Below are 16,354 nucleotides of genomic sequence, written 5' to 3'. Positions count from 1 at the left end.
ACATCGCTAGTCACGTTACCATAGGGCCACCCAGGGGCATCCCCTTAAAAACATTCCGCAGCACGAGGCCCGCCTATCCGATGCTCCGAAGGAGCAGGATAAGCGGGCCTCAAGTGCGAGGACGTTTTTAAGGGGATGCCCCCGGGTGGCCCGGACAGACCGATCGGCGATGTCTACAGGTACTCGATTTGAGCGCCCTCGGTGTCGCACGTCAGAATATGCGTGTCACACTTGGGGAACTGCTCACGCAGCTTGACCTGCAGGAACTTTGCCACGATGGTGTCATCAGTTACGGCCATGAGGGTCGAGCCGGAGCCACTGATCCAGATGGTCTTGGCGCCGCCGTTAAGGCAGGTGTCGCGCACAGCGTTGTAGTCGGGAATCAGGCGGCGACGATAGGGCTCCTGGATGCGGTCGTCATTAGCGGCGGCAATCAGGTCCAGGTCACCAGTCTCCAAACCGCGCGTCATGCCGGCGATGCGGCCCATCTGCCACACGGCGGTGGAGAGCGGGATCTCCTGCGGCACGACCTTGCGCGCCTCACTCGTGTGTACTTCGTAGGGCGGAATCACGGTAATAAAACGCAAGCGATCGCTCACCTCGTAGCGAAGGCACTGGGGGAGCGAGTCGGTCGGCGTAAAGGAGCAGACGGCGCCGCCTAGGATAGCGGGGGCGACGTTATCGGGGTGGCCCTCGACCTCGGTGGCAATGCGGACGAGCTCGGCGCGGTCGACGGTGTGGCCCGTTAAAGCGGCGGCGGCCATGATACCAGCGACAACGCAGGTGGAGCTGGAACCCAGGCCACGAGCGACGGGAACGTCAGTCTGAATGTCGATGGCGACGGGGAAGGCCGGCTCGCCCCATGCGGCCAGCGCATCCACAAAGCTCACGTAGACTAGGTTGCTCTCGTTTTGGAACTCCTCGGGGCAGCCCGTGATGGTGAGCTTGTCGGCGCGCTCGAAGGTGAAGTGCGAGTAGAGGCTGACGGCCATGCCGAGGGTATCGTAGCCAATGCCCAAGTTGGCGCTTGTTGCTGGGACGGTGATCTTGATCATGGGAATCTCCTGGGCGGTCTGCCTGTTTAGTTCGCTGCTCGGGCAGTCCTGGCTCGCTCGGAAAGCACATTAAGTGCTTTCCGGCTCGTGCGGAACTCGCGACGAACTAAACAGGCAGACCCGCATGTCAGTTCGCCATCATCCCGAGGGTTATCTGATGAAAGAAGGTGCGCCGGCTTTCGCCGGCGCTTAATAAGGGGTTTTAGTTGGAAGTCATCTTTTTTGCTGCAGACTCTACGTAGTTGGCCATATCGGCTACGTCGCAGACGTCTTCGAAACGGACGGGTTTGGACTCGAGCTCGGCGAGCTGGGTCGGGGCGACCGTGTTGGTGGCCTGCTCGAGTACACGCATAGCCTCAAAATCATCCTCGGGAACGTTGAGGCCCAGAGCGTCGCAGCAGGCGCGCGGGAACTTGTAGGGGCTGGCGGTCGAAAGCAGCACGCGGGCCTTGGCGCCCTCGGCGGGGGCGACCTGCTCAAAGACGTGATAGCCGCAAGCGGTGTGCGGGTCGATTATGTAGCCGTTCGCACCCCAGCAGCTCTTGATGGCAGCGCGGACCTCGTCCTCGGTGGCCCAGCCGCAGCCAAACACGCTCTGGATCTTGGCCAGCAGCTCGGCGGTCACCTCGTAGCGGCCGGTCTGTGCCAGCTGCTCCATAAGGCCGGCAACAAGCTCGCAGTCGCCATTGGACAGGAAGTACAGCATGCGCTCCAGGTTAGAGCTGATGAGGATGTCCATCGACGGCGAGATGGTCGTGAAGAACGGACGGTTGCGATCGTAGACGCCGGTGGTCAGGAAGTCGGCAAGCACGTTGTTCTTGTCGCTCGCCACGACGAGCTTGGCGACGGGCAGACCCATGCGCTTGGCGTAGTAGCCGGCCAAGATATCGCCAAAGTTGCCGGTGGGCACGCAGAACTCTACGGCGTCGCCAGCCTCGATAGCGCCGGCGCGTAGCAGTTGCGCATAGGCGGCAAAGTAGTAGACGACCTGCGGCACCAAGCGGCCGACGTTGATGGAGTTGGCGCTCGAAAGCACGGTGCCGGCGGCCTTCAGGCGCTCGGCCAGTTCCTTATCGGCAAAGATACGCTTGACGGCGCTCTGGGCGTCGTCAAAGTTGCCGCGGATACCGCAGACGGCGACGTTTTCGCCCTCCTGTGTGGACATCTGCAGGTTCTGGACGCGGCTGACCTTGCCCTCGGGATAAAAGACGGTAATGCCCGTGCCCGGGGCGTCGGCAAAGCCGGCGAGTGCGGCCTTGCCGGTGTCGCCCGACGTGGCGGTGACGATCATGATGCGCTCGGCGCCGCCGTCCTTGGCGGAGGTGCGGGCCATGAGGCGGGGGAGCATCTGCAGGGCGACGTCCTTAAAGGCGCTCGTGGGGCCGCCAAAGAGCTCCATCACATAGGTTTGAGGGACGTCGGTGCCCGGCGCTGTATCGAGTTTGACGAGCGGTGTGACCTCTTCACTTGCGAACGTGCCACGATATGCCTCGTCGACACACGCCGAAATTTCTTCGTCCGTGTAATCGTTCAGTAACATTCCCAACACATTTTGAGCGATTTCAAAGTACGATTTATCTGCAAGCGAGCTGATATCGACCTGCTGGGTGCCAAGCTCGTCCGAGACAAACAAACCCCCGTCGGGAGCTATGCCGGTGCGGATTGCCACCTTACTTGAGCATGATAAAGTGCGTCCTCGTGTACTATGATAAGTTCCCATATAACAGTGCTCCTCGGATACCTTGGTCCCAATCGGTGAACCCATGGTATCAGAGCGCGCAAAATAGGTTCGCAGAGGCTTTTTAGAAAGGTAACCTCCAGCCCATGATTAAGATTGCCAAGTTTGGCGGCTCGTCGGTCGCCGACGCCGAACACTTTAAGAAAATCAAGGCCATCGTCGATGCCGACCCGGCTCGCCGTTTTGTGGTGGTTTCCGCCTGCGGTCGCCGCTTTAAGGGCGACACCAAGGTGACCGACCTGCTCTACCTGGTTAACGCGCACGTTAAGTACCACGTGTCGTGCGAGGAACTGCTCGAGGACATTGGCCAGCGCTTTTTTGATATCGCTGACGAGCTGGAGCTCACCTATCCCATCCGTGAGGAGTTTGCGGCCTTTGCCGAGCGTGCTCGCTCCGGTGGCTACTCTACTGAGGAGCTCGTAAGCCGCGGCGAGTACTTTACCGCTCGCCTGATGGCTGAGTACCTGGGCCTACCGTTCCTGGACGCCGCGACGGTCGTGGCGTTCCATCACGACGGTACGCTCAGCATGAATCGCACCTCCGAGCTGGTGCAAGAGTACGGTCAGCAGGGCGGCTTCGTTATGCCCGGTTTCTATGGCGCGACGCGTGAGGGCCAGATCAAGCTGCTCGATCGTGGCGGCGGCGATATCTCGGGCTCGATCCTGGCCAAGTGCCTGGGCGCCGACCTGTACGAGAACTGGACCGACGTTTCGGGCTTCTATTCTGCCGATCCGCGTATTGTGCCCGAGGCTCAGCCCATTGCGCGCGTTACCTACGAGGAGCTGCGCGAGCTTTCGTACATGGGCGCAAGCGTCCTGCACGAGGAAGCTGTGTTCCCCGTGCGCGAGGCTGGTATTCCGCTGGTCATCAAGAACACCAATGCGCCGCAGGACCCCGGCACCATCATTAGCGAGACGGCTGATGAGGGCGAGGCGGAGCCCATCATTACCGGCGTGACCGGCAAGCGCGGCTTTGTCGCCATCAACGTTGCCCGCGACCGCACCAAGCCGCGTGTCGGCTTTATGCGCCGCGCGCTTTCGGTCTTCGAGCGCTATGACGTTTCCGTCGAGCACATGCCCACCGGTGTCGACCGCTTTGGCGCCGTGGTGCAGGAGCAGGACGTGCACGACTCGCTGTACTCGCTCGTGGGCGACATTCAGCAGGAGGTCGAGCCGCTCGAGATCGAGGTCGTTGAGGGCTTGGCGCTCATCGCGACCGTCGGCCGTAACCTGCGCGGCCGCGCAGGTATCTCGGGCCACCTGTTTGGCATGCTTGGCCAGGCCGGCGTGAGCGTGCGTATGATTTCGCAGAGCTGTGACGAGATCAACATCATTATCGGTGTCGAGGAGAAGGACTTCGACCTGGCGATTCGGACCATTTACCGCGCCTTCTCCGATGAGAACGGCATTGTGAAGGTCTCCGACCTGGAGGCTCCCGCGCCGGTCGATCCCGTCCCGGCCGCGCTCAAAAAGTAGTGACTGCTCGGTAGGTTTTTGGGTCATGTCTCAAAAATCTACCGTGGGGCGTTTCGTTTCGGTTTCGTTTCGACGGGGCGGGTTTCATATCCGTCCCGTTTTTGTATAAACTGGGCAAGACTATTCAGCCTGCTCGGCGTGCGGGCAAAAGCCACAACCTTAAAAGGGGGAAGCATGAAACAGTACACGGTTGCTATTTTGGGCGCGACGGGAGCTGTTGGCACCCAGATGCTCGAGTGCCTCAACGAGCAGGAGTTTCCGGTTGGCAAGCTCAAGCTGCTGGCGAGCGCGCGCTCTGCGGGCAAGACCGTCGAGTTCCGCGGCGAGCAGGTTGTGATTGAGGAGGCTTGCCCCGAGGCTTTTGAGGGCTGCGACATCGTACTCGGCGCTGCCGGCGACGATATCGCCAAGGAACTGCTGCCCGAGGCCGTCAAGCGCGGCGCCGTCGTGGTCGACAACAGCCATGCCTTCCGTCTGGATCCCGAGGTGCCGCTGGTCGTGCCCGAGATTAACGCCGATGACATTAAGTGGCACCACGGCTTGATCGCCAACCCCAACTGCGCGACTATCATCGGCCTGGTTCCCACGTGGCCGCTACATCAGCTCGCCGGCGTGAAGCGCATGATCGTGTCCACGTATCAGGCAGCTTCGGGTGCTGGCACTCCCGGTATGGCCGAGCTCGAGGCTCAGCTGGCCGCTCTGGGCCGTGGTGAGGAGATTCCCGAGCCGCGCGCCTTTGCCGCCCAGCTGGCGAGCAACCTGATTCCGCAGATTGGCGGCGTCAAGGAGGAGGGCTTTACCTCCGAGGAGATGAAGCTGCAAAACGAGGGCCGCAAGATCATGCACCTGCCCGAGCTGCGCGTGAACTGCACCTGCGTGCGCGTGCCCGTGCTGCGCTCGCACTCCGAGAGCATTACGCTCGAGTTCGAGCGCGACATTACGGTTGAGGAGGCCCGTGCTGCGCTGGCCGCCGCTCCGGGCGTCAAGCTGGTTGACGACATGAGTGCCGAGGATGCGCACGACCGCTTCCCCATGCCGATGGACACCTCCGACCAGGACCTGATTTGGGTCGGTCGCGTGCGCCGTGATATCTCGAACCCCGAGGCCGCACGTGGCATTACCTTCTGGTGCTGCGGCGACCAAATCCGTAAGGGCGCGGCAACCAACGCTGTCCAGATCGCTAAGCTGCTCTGCGAGTAGGTTGACCTGTCCGGCGGGGGCCGGGTTTAGTTTTCAGAACGTCCTCGACCATGTGTGGCGCCTTGTCCTGCTCCTTCGGAGCCGCGGACAAGGCGCCACACTGGTCTGCGGAGTGTTCTGAAAACTAAGCCCGGCCCCCGCTTGCGGTGACGTTGCTGCGAGCGGCTTGCGATGGGGCCGTTGTTGGTTGGGGCCGCTGGGCTGATATGGGAGCACGTGGTTGTTGCGGGGCCTAGTCCCGGCGGCGGCCTCGGCGCTTCGCGCCTGCCGCCTGGGTCTACTGCGGGGCCGTGGCGGCAGCGGCGGCGCTTCGCGCCTGCTGCTTGGGGTGACTTTGGGCTTGGTGCGAATTGAGGTCTAATACTTTCCCGAGAAGTGAAGGACCTTATTTGGACCCCCGAAGCATTGGCATATTTTGACCGCTATTTCCTGCGGTTTTGCAGCGCGAATCCTGCGGTTTTGCGGTCTAAAGGTGTGGATGCTCCGGGACTTCGTTTTTACTCGTTCACTTCTCGGGAAAAGTATTAGAGCTCAGCTGGCGGGGGTACCGCCCTGGCGTCGAAGCCCCGCGTCTTCTTCGCTTGATTGGGAAAAACAGCCTCGCTGAAGTAATTGCGAGCCCGCCCGGACGTATCTGCGGGGGTTGTCTGCACAATTCGCGGTATTATGTTGCGGAGTTTTGAAAGGAGCCGCTGGTGGTCACGACGACGTTTGCTTCGCCTTTGGGCGAAATCCTGCTTGCCGCTGATGGCCGCGGTCTGACGGGGCTTTGGTTTGAGGGGCAGGAGCACTTTGGCTCCACGCTTCTCCGTGAAGACTCCGAACATGTTGAAGGCGTCGATGCGGTTTCCGGTACTGGTGGCATGTCGTCGGTGAGTCCGGCAAATGGTGCGGCCTCTTCGGTGCTTGAGCGTTCCTGGGCTTGGCTGAATGCTTATTTTGCAGGGCAGGAACCTCGGTTTACGCCGCCGTTGCATATGATCGGCACGGCGTTTCAGCGTGAGGTTTGGTTTGAGCTGCTTTCGATCCCGCGTGGCGAGGTCGCTACGTATGGCGAGATCGCCCAGCGTGTTGCGGCTCGACATCGTGTGCCGGGAAATGAAGCGCCCGTTGTATCTCCTCGCGCGGTGGGGGCTGCGGTCGCTCGCAACCCTATTTCGATTATCGTGCCGTGCCATCGCGTGGTCGCGGCCGACGGATCGCTCAACGGATACGCCGGTGGACTGGATCGCAAGGAGTGGCTGCTGCGCCTCGAGGGTGCCTATCTATAAGCTGCAGGCGGCCGCAACGCCCATGCGGCAAGCGCGCTCGCTGTACGGGCGTTGTTTGCAGGGCGAGATGTGAAGCCGCCCGTTCCTTAAGTCCGACTAAGCTATAACCTTGCTTTTTTAAATATGCTCATCGACCTGCTAAGGCAGCACTAAGGCGAGTGCGGGTGCGCTATTATCGGCGCTCACGGAGCGCTTGGTGTTCTTGGCACGCATGGACGAGGGCTCGGCGGGCTTTACCATGGCGTCGATCGATCTTTCGGAGGCGGTGAACAAGACGGCGGCGCCGTTTAAGTCGGTGGCGGTCTCAGGCGGTAAACGCCTGTCGACGTCGATTGCGACCGGCGTGCGGACCCATGCCGATGCCGCGGCGGTGGCGCAGGTGGTTGAGTTGCTACTGGACAACGCCACGCGCTATGCGAGCGAGGGCAGCGTGATTGAGCTGAGCCTGTGCGCCGTTTCGCACGGCAAAGGCAAGGGCGCCGCCGAGCTTGTCGTATCGAACGCCGTGGACGAGCTGCCCGAGGGCGACCTGGACCGATTGTTCGATCGCTTCTATCGTGCGGATGCGTCGCGCAGCTCCAAGACGGGTGGCTCGGGCGTGGGCCTGTCCGTGGTGCGTGCCATCGCCGAGGCCCATGGAGGCGCCGCCACCGTATCCGGTCACGGCAACCAGATCACCTTCACCGTTTGCCTTTAAAACCTGCCAAAAAGGAACAGGTTTATTTTGGCAGGTTTTATCTGGGGAAACGTCCGCAGGAGAGGGCATGGGCGGTGTGAACATATGCATCTCTACCTGCTAAAATATAGGCATCGTTATTCGGCTCCTGAGTGGAAAGGAGACGGTCATGCAGTACGAGATCGGCGGAGGGGCTTTCCCGGTTGTTACGTGCAACCTTAGCGATGGCGAATCCATGATCACCGAAAGCGGCGCCATGGCTTGGATGACCCCCAACATGGAAATGTCTACCTCGGGCGGTGGCATCGGCAAGATGTTCTCCAAGGCTTTTTCGGGTGAGGCATTGTTCCAAAACATTTGGACCGCGCGTGGCGATGGCATGATCGCGTTTGGCTCCTGCTTCCCCGGCCGCATCGTGCCAATCGAGATCGGTCCGGGCAAGAGCTGGATTTTGCAGAAGCGTTCGTTCCTTGCCGCGGAAAGTGGCGTCGAGTTGAGCATTCACTTTAACAAGAAGGCAAAGGCCGGCGTCTTTGGCGGCGAGGGCTTTATCATGCAGAAGCTCACGGGCTCGGGTGTTGCTTTTGCCGAGATCGACGGCGACCTGGTTGAGTACGAGCTCGCTGCTGGCCAGCAGATGATTGTGGATACCGGCAACGTGGCCGGCTTTGAGGAGACCGTGAGCATCGACGCTCAAATGGTCAAGGGCGTCAAAAACATCATGTTTGGTGGCGAGGGCGTGTTCAACACCGTGCTCACCGGTCCCGGTCGCATCTGGTTGCAGACGATGCCCATTTCCAATCTTGCGGCAGCAGTGGCCTCGATGACCAACAACAATAACTAGTCCGCATAGGATAGCGCGCGGCGGGCTTACCCTGTCGCGCGCTTTTTTGCTGGCAAACGCCTCGCTTATAGAGTGTGGCTGCGCTGCTACAGCGAGCGTCGTCATCTCGTCACCCTGATAGCTTGCGGCAAGCGTGGCAATGAGGAGTGAGAATTTGAGTGCTCAGTCCCAAGTCATAATGGCGGCCATGCCAACAAGCAAAAACGAGTTGCCGGTGTCACGGAAAGGCGGGCGTCGGTCGATTCCACGTGAGACGGCTGTGCCGATCTGCACGGCCGCCCCTGCGCGTCCCGCGCTGCCCCCAAAGAGGTACGTTTCCCCTTATAAAACCTGCCAAAATAAACCTGTCCCTTTTTGGTCGGTGCGAAATGGGTAATACTAAAGAGTTATCCGACCAGATGGGAATTAATCGATGGCCTATATCGAATTCAAAGACGTCATCAAGGCATACGGCGAGGGCGATGCCCGCATCCACGCGCTCGACGGCGCGAGCTTTACGGTCGAGCGCGGCGAGCTCGCCATCATTTTGGGTGCTTCGGGTGCCGGCAAGACCACGGCTCTCAACATTCTGGGCGGCATGGACACGGCAACTTCTGGCACCGTGACGGTGGACGGGCGTGACGTGAGCTCTGCCAACGAGGCTCAGCTTGTGGAATACCGTCGCGCCGATGTTGGCTTTGTCTTTCAGTTCTACAATCTGGTCCCTAACCTGACGGCGCTTGAGAACGTCGAACTCGCGGCGCAGATCTGCCCCGATTCGCTCGATGCCGAGCAAACGCTTCGCCAGGTTGGCCTGGGCGACCGCCTCGCTAACTTTCCGGCGCAGCTTTCGGGCGGCGAGCAGCAGCGCGTATCCATCGCCCGCGCGCTGGCTAAGAACCCCAAGCTGCTTTTGTGCGACGAGCCTACGGGTGCACTCGACTACAAAACCGGCAAGCAGATCTTGCAGCTGCTACAGGACACTTGCCGCAAGCAAGGCATTACGGTCATCATCATCACCCACAACTCTGCGCTGGCGCCCATGGCCGATCGCCTGATCCGCTTTAAGAGCGGCCGCGTGGAGAGCGAGACGATCCAGCAAAATCCTGTGCCTATCGAGACGATCGAGTGGTAGCGCCCATGAATCAGGACCGCCAAAACAGTCAACGCCGCGACGCGCAGAACACGGAGCGCGAGCAGGATTTTACGACCTACCGTACCGCCCAAAGCTCAAACGATATGGTGCCGACGGTTTTTCGCCGTGGCATCTACCGCACGATTCGCGGCAGCCTCAAACGCTTCTTGTCTATCGTTGTGATCACCGCGCTTGGCGTGAGCGTGATGTGCGGCCTTAAGGCGGGCTGCGAGGACCTGTGTGATTCGGTCGACGCCTATTTTGACCAGCAGAATGTCTATGACATCAACGTGCAGTCGACCTATGGTCTGACCGGTGACGATATTGCCGCGATCCAAGAGGTCGATGGCGTCGAGACGGCCGAGGGCATCTATACCGAGACCGCCTATACCGCCGTGGGTACGACGCGCGAGCGTGTCGTCGTACAGAGCCTCTCCAAAGAGAATATTGACCAACCGGTGCTAGTGCGCGGCGAGCTGCCCGAGACTTCGGGCGAAGTGGCAGTGACCTCACGTTTTTTGAAGGCTTCGGGCAAGAAAATCGGCGATACGGTGAGCTTTGCCGCCAACGATGCGAGCTCGTCGAACCAAAGCGCCAAGGACCAGTTTGCCGATGGGGACTACACCATCACGGCCGAGGTTCTCGATCCTACCGACGTGAGCTCCGACTCGACAGTCAACGCCTTTCGCGCTGCTTCGACTGCGGACTACAAGTTCTACGTGAGCGAGGATGCCGCGACATCTTCTTCCTACTCCGCTGTCCACGTGGTCGTCGAGGGAGCCAAGAGCCTCAACTCCTATTCGGATGCCTACTCGGCAAAGATCAATGAGGTCAAGGGCAATATCGAGAAGATCCGCGAGGAGCGTGAGAAGGCGCGCGCCCAGGAGCTGACGGTCGACACACCGGCGAGCTTGGACGCAGCTGAGCGTCAGGCGAATATGGTCTTTGGGATCGAGCAGGACAACATCAATCGCATGGCCGAGGGCAGCGACGAGCGTGCGCAGGCGCAAGCCGACCTGGACCAGCGCCGTGCCGCCGCCGACCAGCAGTTTGCCGATGCCCGCGCCGAGCTCTCTGACCTGGGCGAATGCACCTGGTACATCCAGGACCGCGGCAATATCGCAAGCTACTCGAGCGTCGAGAGCGATAGTTCTTCGATCGAGGCCATCGCCACGGTGTTCCCGTTCATCTTCTTTATCGTCGCCGTGCTTATCAGTCTCACCACCGCCACCCGCATGGTCGAGGAGGAGCGCACGCTTATTGGCCTGTACAAGGCGCTCGGCTATTCACGCGGGCGCATCCTGTCCAAATATGTGGACTACTCGCTGTGGGCGTGTCTGATCGGTGGCGTGCTCGGCAATATCATCGGATTTGTGGGTCTGCCGCTGTTCTTGTTTACGGTGTTCGACGACATGTACTCGCTGCCCCAGATGCTGCTTTCGTACGACATCGTGTCCTCGATCGTTTCGGTGGCGCTGTTTGCCGTGGGCGTGGTGGGAGCCACGATTATCGCCTGCCGCCACGAGATGGCCGAGACCCCTGCCTCGCTCATGCGCCCCAAGGCTCCGCGCGCCGGCTCGCGCATTCTGCTCGAGCGCATTGGCTTTATCTGGCACCGCATGGGCTTTTTGAACAAGGTCGCTGCACGCAACCTGTTCCGCTACAAAAAGCGCGCCTTTATGACCATCTTCGGTATCGCTGGCTGCACGGCGCTCGTGATCTGCGGTATGGGCATCCGCGATACGTCGGTGGCGCTTTCGCCCAAGCAGTACGGGCATATCACGCGCTACGACCTGCTGGCGGTCGCCAATCCCGACGATTTTTCGCAGACGTGCGCGGCGCTCGACGAGCGAAGCGCAGCCAAGGATTCCGACGTGACCGTGACTTCGACGCTGCCGATTATGACCGACAACGTCACCTTTACATTTGGCGGCAAGAGCGAGACCGTGCAACTGATCGTGGTGCCCGATGACCGCGCGAACGACCTGGACGACTACGTGTGTCTCGAGGACGAGTCCAAAGAACTGCTCGCCCTGCGTGGCGGAGATGTGTATTTGAGCAAGAGCTCTCAGCTGGTGCTGGGGATCAAGCCGGGCGATACGGCACACGTCCAGGATTCGTCGCTCAATGTTGCCAAGGTCAAGGTCAGCGACATTTCGCTCAACTATCTGGGCAACACGCTTTACATGACGCAGAGCACCTATGAGCGCGCATTCGGTCGAAGCGCGCGCCTCAACGGCATCCTTGCGCTGCTTAAGGGTTCGTCGGCCGATCAGATTGCGTTTACCAACCGTCTTAAGAGCGATGGTTGGATTACGCTGTCGAGTACCGCCGAGCATTGGGAAAACTATGAGGCAAACTTTACGATTATCAATTCGGTCGTGGTGCTTGTGACCTTTATGGCGGCGTGCCTGTCGTTTGTGGTGGTATTCACGTTGTCTAACACCAACATCTCGGAGCGCGAACGCGAGCTGGCGACTATCAAGGTGCTGGGCTTCCGTCGTGGTGAGGTACACCACTACGTTAACAAGGAGACGCTGATCCTCACGGCGATTGGCGCCGCGCTGGGCGTACCGCTGGGTGGTGCGCTGGCCGAGAGCTTTACGTACATCTTGCAGATGCCGTCATTGTACTTTGACGTCGAAGTCGAGCCGCTGAGCTACGTGCTTGCCGTGGTGCTTTCCTTCGGCTTTACGATCATCGTCAACCTCGCTACCAATCGCACCCTCAATAAGATCGACATGGTCGGCGCCCTCAAGAGCGCCGAGTAGCCTGCCAAAAAGGGACAGGTTTATTTTGGCAGGTTTTATCGGGGCAAACGCCGGACAACCATTAGGTGGCCCGGCGTTTGCCCCGTCAAACGGGCTTTCCATTTGCCTTTCATTCTATTTGGTTTTCGCTCGCAGGCGTGGATGAGAGACTCTCTTTGGCCTTCGAGATTGGGCTTGTATGGGTCGTATGCCACAAAATGGGCCTATCTACTACGTTTGCTACCACACCCTCGACCGTGACAAAGATTATGAAATTAAAACCGCAGGTAGATGGCTTGCCAGTTTTCGGAAAAGGCGGGTATGGTCGGCCCTCTCGAGTTAAACGTAGTAAATAGGCCCTTTTCTTGGCGCGCGGTCAGCTCAATGCTAATCTCCGTGCCGGAACTGACCCAGTTGTTTGTAAGTTGCGGTGATATACGGACTGTTTGGCGCTTTGGAGCTTCAAAACAGTCCCTATCTCACCGCAACTTAGGAGAAGGGCGGGGGCGGTTGGGTGCTGGTGGGTCGGAGCGTGTTAGGCCTGTTTGCGGTGCTTCCATTGTTTGCGGCACCAGCGCATGAGCGCCTTTATGACGGGAATCGTGATGAGGATGATCCATGCAGGATGGGGCTGTCCCAAACAGAGCCACATGTAGAGGAACCAAGCGATGGCGGCTGCCGGGTAGATGGCCTCGATCAGCTTAGACAGGTGGCGCCGATCGATGAAGTCACCAATCGCGTAGTAGACGGGAACCAGAAAGACGAGGAAAAGCCCCATGCCCCATGTACCGTAGACAATGCCGAGCACCAGATAGGCGAGAGTGACAAGTGCGGGGAAGGGGAATTTGTTCCATGCACGTCCGACCTTGGTGTGGAAATGCTTGCCATGATGGTCGAGCTTGTCGTGTGCTTCCTTCCAGCTGGAAAACGTCTCGCCGTCGATGGTGACGGTGCCGTCGTCATTGGTGCGTACGCTATGTCCATCGTCCTCAAGCGTATCGATATGCACGCCGTCCGGCCCCACATGCACCTCTTCGCCCTTGCGCTCGTTGGTCACATGGATGCCGCTCCAACCAACATGGACTTCCTCGCCTTTATTGGGATCAATGACGTGGATACCGCGCGCGAGGGAAATATCGACAAGTGGCTTATCGCTGCAATCAGCGTGCTCAGTAGAAGCCTCAGCCTCTTCAGCCTTATCTGAAGCTTTGGTGCCGGCGTTGCTGTTCTGCGCCTCATCATCAGCCTGTGAGTCATCAGCGCTAGCCACCGCCTCCCCATACAGCAGCTCATCCAGCGACACGCCATACAGCGCGGCGAGCGCAATAAGGTTATCGGTATCGGGCGAGGATTCGCTGCGCTCCCATTTACTGACAGCCTGACGACTCACACCCAGCTGGGCGGCAAGCGCCTCCTGAGAAAGCCCGGCAGCCTTGCGGCGATCAACGAGCCGCTGCGCCATCGCAAGATCCATGGTGGTTCCTTTCGTTTGATGGTCGAATCGAATGAGCCGAGTATGCCGAGAACAACCGGTAGCGACCACCATTTCTAGTTAGAATCTGCCCCAACCCTACCGCAACTACCGGTAGCAATCCCTAACGACCAGCCATTTCAGGACAAATGTCAGTGCAAGTAGCAGCCAAGAGCCCCCACTCAGTAAGTTGCGGTGGAATAGTTTTTGGATTCAGCCATTTGTGGACTAAGCAGGAACTATTTCACCGCAACTCAATTCCAGCCCAGGCACCCGCAGCAAGAAGACGAATAGCCCCGGCGAGTATGTAAACGCAGGACCCTCCGACCCCGCCCGACGATTTCGATTGGCGACCTTTGACGGAGTCAAGGGAGGAGCCAAATCGAAATACGTCGGGCGGGGTCGGAGGGCCCGATGGGGTGGATTCCAGCCGAGGCTATTCGTCGCCGAAGCTGATGCCCAACGCCTTGGCCTCGCGTACCAGATCGCTCTGGGGGTCGACAAACTTGAGCTTGCCGGCGACCTCCTCGAGCGGCATGTGGCACATCTTGCCGTCACGCAGGGCAATCATGTAGCCAAACTCGCCGCGTAGGCAGCCAAGCGCTGCCTCGACGCCGCACTGGGTCGCAAAGATGCGGTCCTGGGCGTCGGGCTGGCCGCCGCGCTGCGTGTGACCGGGGATGGCGACGCGGGTCTCGCGACCGGTCTTGGCCTCGATCTCCTTGGCGATGTCGTACACGATTGACGGGCTCGTGCGCTCGGCGAGCTTCTTCTTGTACTCCTTCTTGGACAGTGCCGCGTCCTCCTTGGAGATGGCGCCCTCGGCGACGGCTACGATGGTAAAGCGGCTGCCGGTCTCCATGCGATGCTCGATGGTCTTGATGACGTTATCCATGTCGTAGGGGATCTCGGGAATCAGGATGACGTCCGCGCCGCCCGCGACGCCGGCATACAGCGGAATCCAACCGACCTTGTGGCCCATGATCTCGATGACAAACACGCGGCCGTGACTCGAGGCAGTGGTGTGGATGTCGTCGATGCACTTGGTGGCGACGTCGATGGCGCTCGTAAAGCCAAACGTCAGCTCGGTGCCCCAGGTGTCGTTATCGATGGTCTTGGGCAGGGCGATAACGTTGAGGCCCTCTTCGCGCAGGCGGTTGGCGGTCTTGGTGGAGCCGTTACCGCCCAGCATAAACAGGCAGTCGAGCTGCAGCTTATGATAGGTGTGGACCATTGCGGGCACCTTCTCGACGCCGTCGGCCTCGGGAATGTCCAGGCGCTTGAACGGCGTGCGGCTCGTGCCCAGGATGGTGCCGCCGCGGGTGAGGATGCCGCTAAAATCGGCGGGCGTCATGACGCGGAACCTGCTGTAGATAAGGCCCTGGTAGCCGTCCTCAAAACCATAGATCTCAATAGGCTCTTCGCTATTGGTCATAAGCGTTTTGACAATGCCGCGCATGGTGGCGTTGAGCGCTTGACAGTCGCCGCCACTGGTAAGAAGACCGATCCTAAGCATGATGAATCCTTCCGGGCAAGTTATAACATGCGCATAAGTTTACCCCCGCACACTGTTGATACGGGGGTAAAACGTGTTAGCTCAAGCGTATAGAAATGTAAACAACGCCAGGCGAGCGTAAAGTCGACGGGCCTGGCTCCTTACAGTGCGAATGCGTCGATGTCGCCCCAGTGGCGGCGCAGCGTGATGGCGGCAGCAGGCTCGGTGTTGTCAAAGACGACCGACCACTGCGTGTTGCTGGTGATGTCTTCCGGATTGGGCTCTTGCGCTGCAGCGCGTAGGGCCTTCCAAGCGACTGCCTCGTCTTGGGCGCCGGTATGGGCGTCGAGGACATCGGCGATTGCGGCGGCGCGCTCTTTACCATGGCCTAGCTCGCCATTCTTTTGGTTAGGCAGCACTTCGTCGCCATAGCAGGCGTAGAAGTTCGTAACCTGGGTTACAGGAGTCGCTTTGAAAGCGCGGTCCGGATCGCGCGGATCCCACTCTACTACGCGCGCGTCACCGGCGGCGTCGTTTATAAAGAAGTGGTAATCGCGTCCTGCCATGGCGTGCATGTCGTAGGCGGAAAGCAGGTCGACAGCTTCTTGCGTGGTGGCGGCACGGTCGAGCACCAGACGGATGGCGAGCGAGGTATTGATGACGGGGCGCTGCGTGTCCTGGTCACAGGGTTTGGAATCCAGGGTGAGCACGGCAATGGACACGCCACATTCGTTGACGCCGTCGAGCTGGGCAAACGGGCCCATGAGTGCGGCGGCGCGTCCGGCGACAGAGTCAAGCGGAGTGTTATCGCCCAGGTTGTTAAGGGCGGCAAACCCGATGGAGGCATAGCCGCCGCGTGGGTGATTGCGCACCAGCAGCGCCGAGGTGTCGTCCTTAAAGTCGTAATTGCGACCGGTACGCACGCGGCCTTCGGCATCTACGGCGACAAAAGCGCTGCAGGCAAACTGGGGCGCCTGGACATGTGCCGGCACACCGGGCAGCACCTGCGCCACCACGGCATCGATGTAGGCCTGGTCGTCGCGTACGCCGGCGGCGATGATGCGATCAAGATCGTAGTCGTAGGCGATGTCGATTGCGTACAGGTCATAGCCATCCGCGTAGCCGGTCAAGCGTTTGAGCGACGCGGCGGACTTGATTTGCTTGTGATAAACGATACCGGTGGCAGCGGCAAGGCCGACGGCGACACCCGCGACACCGCAGGCGATGGCAATGTTACGTGGCTTCATGACGGCTCCTCTCGTCCT

General features: G+C 60.0%; 12 protein-coding genes and 1 pseudogene. 7 read left to right on the top strand and 6 right to left on the bottom strand.

Translation table 11 applies throughout. The features are described from left to right. Positions 1 to 173: 173 nt before the first annotated feature. Both thrB and thrC read right to left on the bottom strand, forming a co-directional pair. Positions 174 to 1,055, bottom strand: coding sequence for a homoserine kinase (gene thrB / locus DW037_RS01180; protein WP_117584161.1), 882 nt, complete (start codon positions 1,053 to 1,055; stop codon positions 174 to 176). Positions 1,056 to 1,257: 202 nt separating this feature from the next. Continuing rightward, positions 1,258 to 2,775 (bottom strand): threonine synthase, encoded by a 1,518-nt coding sequence (gene thrC, locus DW037_RS01175; RefSeq protein ID WP_117584160.1) that lies wholly within the window; start codon positions 2,773 to 2,775, stop codon positions 1,258 to 1,260. A 104-nt stretch (positions 2,776 to 2,879) separates the two neighbouring features. On the opposite strand from thrC, the gene DW037_RS01170 reads away from it, so the two are divergent. The 5 genes from DW037_RS01170 to DW037_RS01150 all read left to right on the top strand — a co-directional run bounded on the left by DW037_RS01170 (position 2,880) and on the right by DW037_RS01150 (position 8,259). Continuing rightward, positions 2,880 to 4,268 carry an aspartate kinase gene (locus DW037_RS01170; protein WP_118372648.1) on the top strand — a complete coding sequence of 463 codons (1,389 nt, stop codon included), beginning with the start codon at positions 2,880 to 2,882 and terminating at the stop codon, positions 4,266 to 4,268. A gap of 174 nt (positions 4,269 to 4,442) precedes the next feature. Next, positions 4,443 to 5,468: an aspartate-semialdehyde dehydrogenase gene (locus tag DW037_RS01165; RefSeq protein WP_117584158.1), complete on the top strand. Its 1,026-nt coding sequence runs from the start codon at positions 4,443 to 4,445 to the stop codon at positions 5,466 to 5,468. A 695-nt stretch (positions 5,469 to 6,163) separates the two neighbouring features. Further along, positions 6,164 to 6,739 carry a methylated-DNA--[protein]-cysteine S-methyltransferase gene (locus DW037_RS01160; protein ID WP_233505710.1) on the top strand — a complete coding sequence of 192 codons (576 nt, stop codon included), beginning with the start codon at positions 6,164 to 6,166 and terminating at the stop codon, positions 6,737 to 6,739. A gap of 196 nt (positions 6,740 to 6,935) precedes the next feature. Then, positions 6,936 to 7,436 carry an ATP-binding protein gene (locus DW037_RS01155; RefSeq protein WP_117629921.1) on the top strand — a complete coding sequence of 167 codons (501 nt, stop codon included), beginning with the start codon at positions 6,936 to 6,938 and terminating at the stop codon, positions 7,434 to 7,436. A gap of 148 nt (positions 7,437 to 7,584) precedes the next feature. Further along, a complete protein-coding gene (locus DW037_RS01150) occupies positions 7,585 to 8,259 on the top strand; it encodes a TIGR00266 family protein (RefSeq protein WP_117629922.1) in 675 nt (224 codons plus the stop codon). Positions 8,260 to 8,421: 162 nt separating this feature from the next. On the opposite strand, the pseudogene DW037_RS10870 reads toward DW037_RS01150, so the two are convergent. Next, positions 8,422 to 8,562 (bottom strand): annotated as a pseudogene (locus tag DW037_RS10870) (hypothetical protein); the annotation flags it as partial. A 109-nt stretch (positions 8,563 to 8,671) separates the two neighbouring features. Here DW037_RS10870 and DW037_RS01140 point away from each other — a divergent pair. After that, a complete protein-coding gene (locus DW037_RS01140; RefSeq protein WP_117629924.1) occupies positions 8,672 to 9,373 on the top strand; it encodes an ABC transporter ATP-binding protein in 702 nt (233 codons plus the stop codon). Between the two features lie 5 nt (positions 9,374 to 9,378). Beyond that, complete coding sequence (locus tag DW037_RS01135) at positions 9,379 to 12,144, top strand: ABC transporter permease (RefSeq protein WP_233505711.1); 2,766 nt, start codon at positions 9,379 to 9,381, stop codon at positions 12,142 to 12,144. 514 nt (positions 12,145 to 12,658) lie between these two features. Here the strand turns inward: DW037_RS01135 and DW037_RS01130 are convergent. The 3 genes from DW037_RS01130 to DW037_RS01120 form a co-directional block, all read right to left on the bottom strand. Then, positions 12,659 to 13,597: a helix-turn-helix domain-containing protein gene (locus DW037_RS01130; RefSeq protein WP_117563855.1), complete on the bottom strand. Its 939-nt coding sequence runs from the start codon at positions 13,595 to 13,597 to the stop codon at positions 12,659 to 12,661. Between the two features lie 433 nt (positions 13,598 to 14,030). Then, positions 14,031 to 15,110, bottom strand: coding sequence for a 6-phosphofructokinase (locus tag DW037_RS01125; protein WP_117584154.1), 1,080 nt, complete (start codon positions 15,108 to 15,110; stop codon positions 14,031 to 14,033). Positions 15,111 to 15,250: 140 nt separating this feature from the next. Further along, positions 15,251 to 16,336 (bottom strand): carcinine hydrolase/isopenicillin-N N-acyltransferase family protein, encoded by a 1,086-nt coding sequence (locus DW037_RS01120; protein ID WP_117584153.1) that lies wholly within the window; start codon positions 16,334 to 16,336, stop codon positions 15,251 to 15,253. Positions 16,337 to 16,354: the final 18 nt, after the last annotated feature.

It is taken from the genome of Collinsella sp. AF39-11AT, from assembly GCF_003474585.1.
In the GTDB taxonomy this organism is placed as follows: domain Bacteria; phylum Actinomycetota; class Coriobacteriia; order Coriobacteriales; family Coriobacteriaceae; genus Collinsella.
Note: the sequence above shows the minus strand (reverse complement) of the source record. Positions and strands in the feature narration are given on the sequence as shown.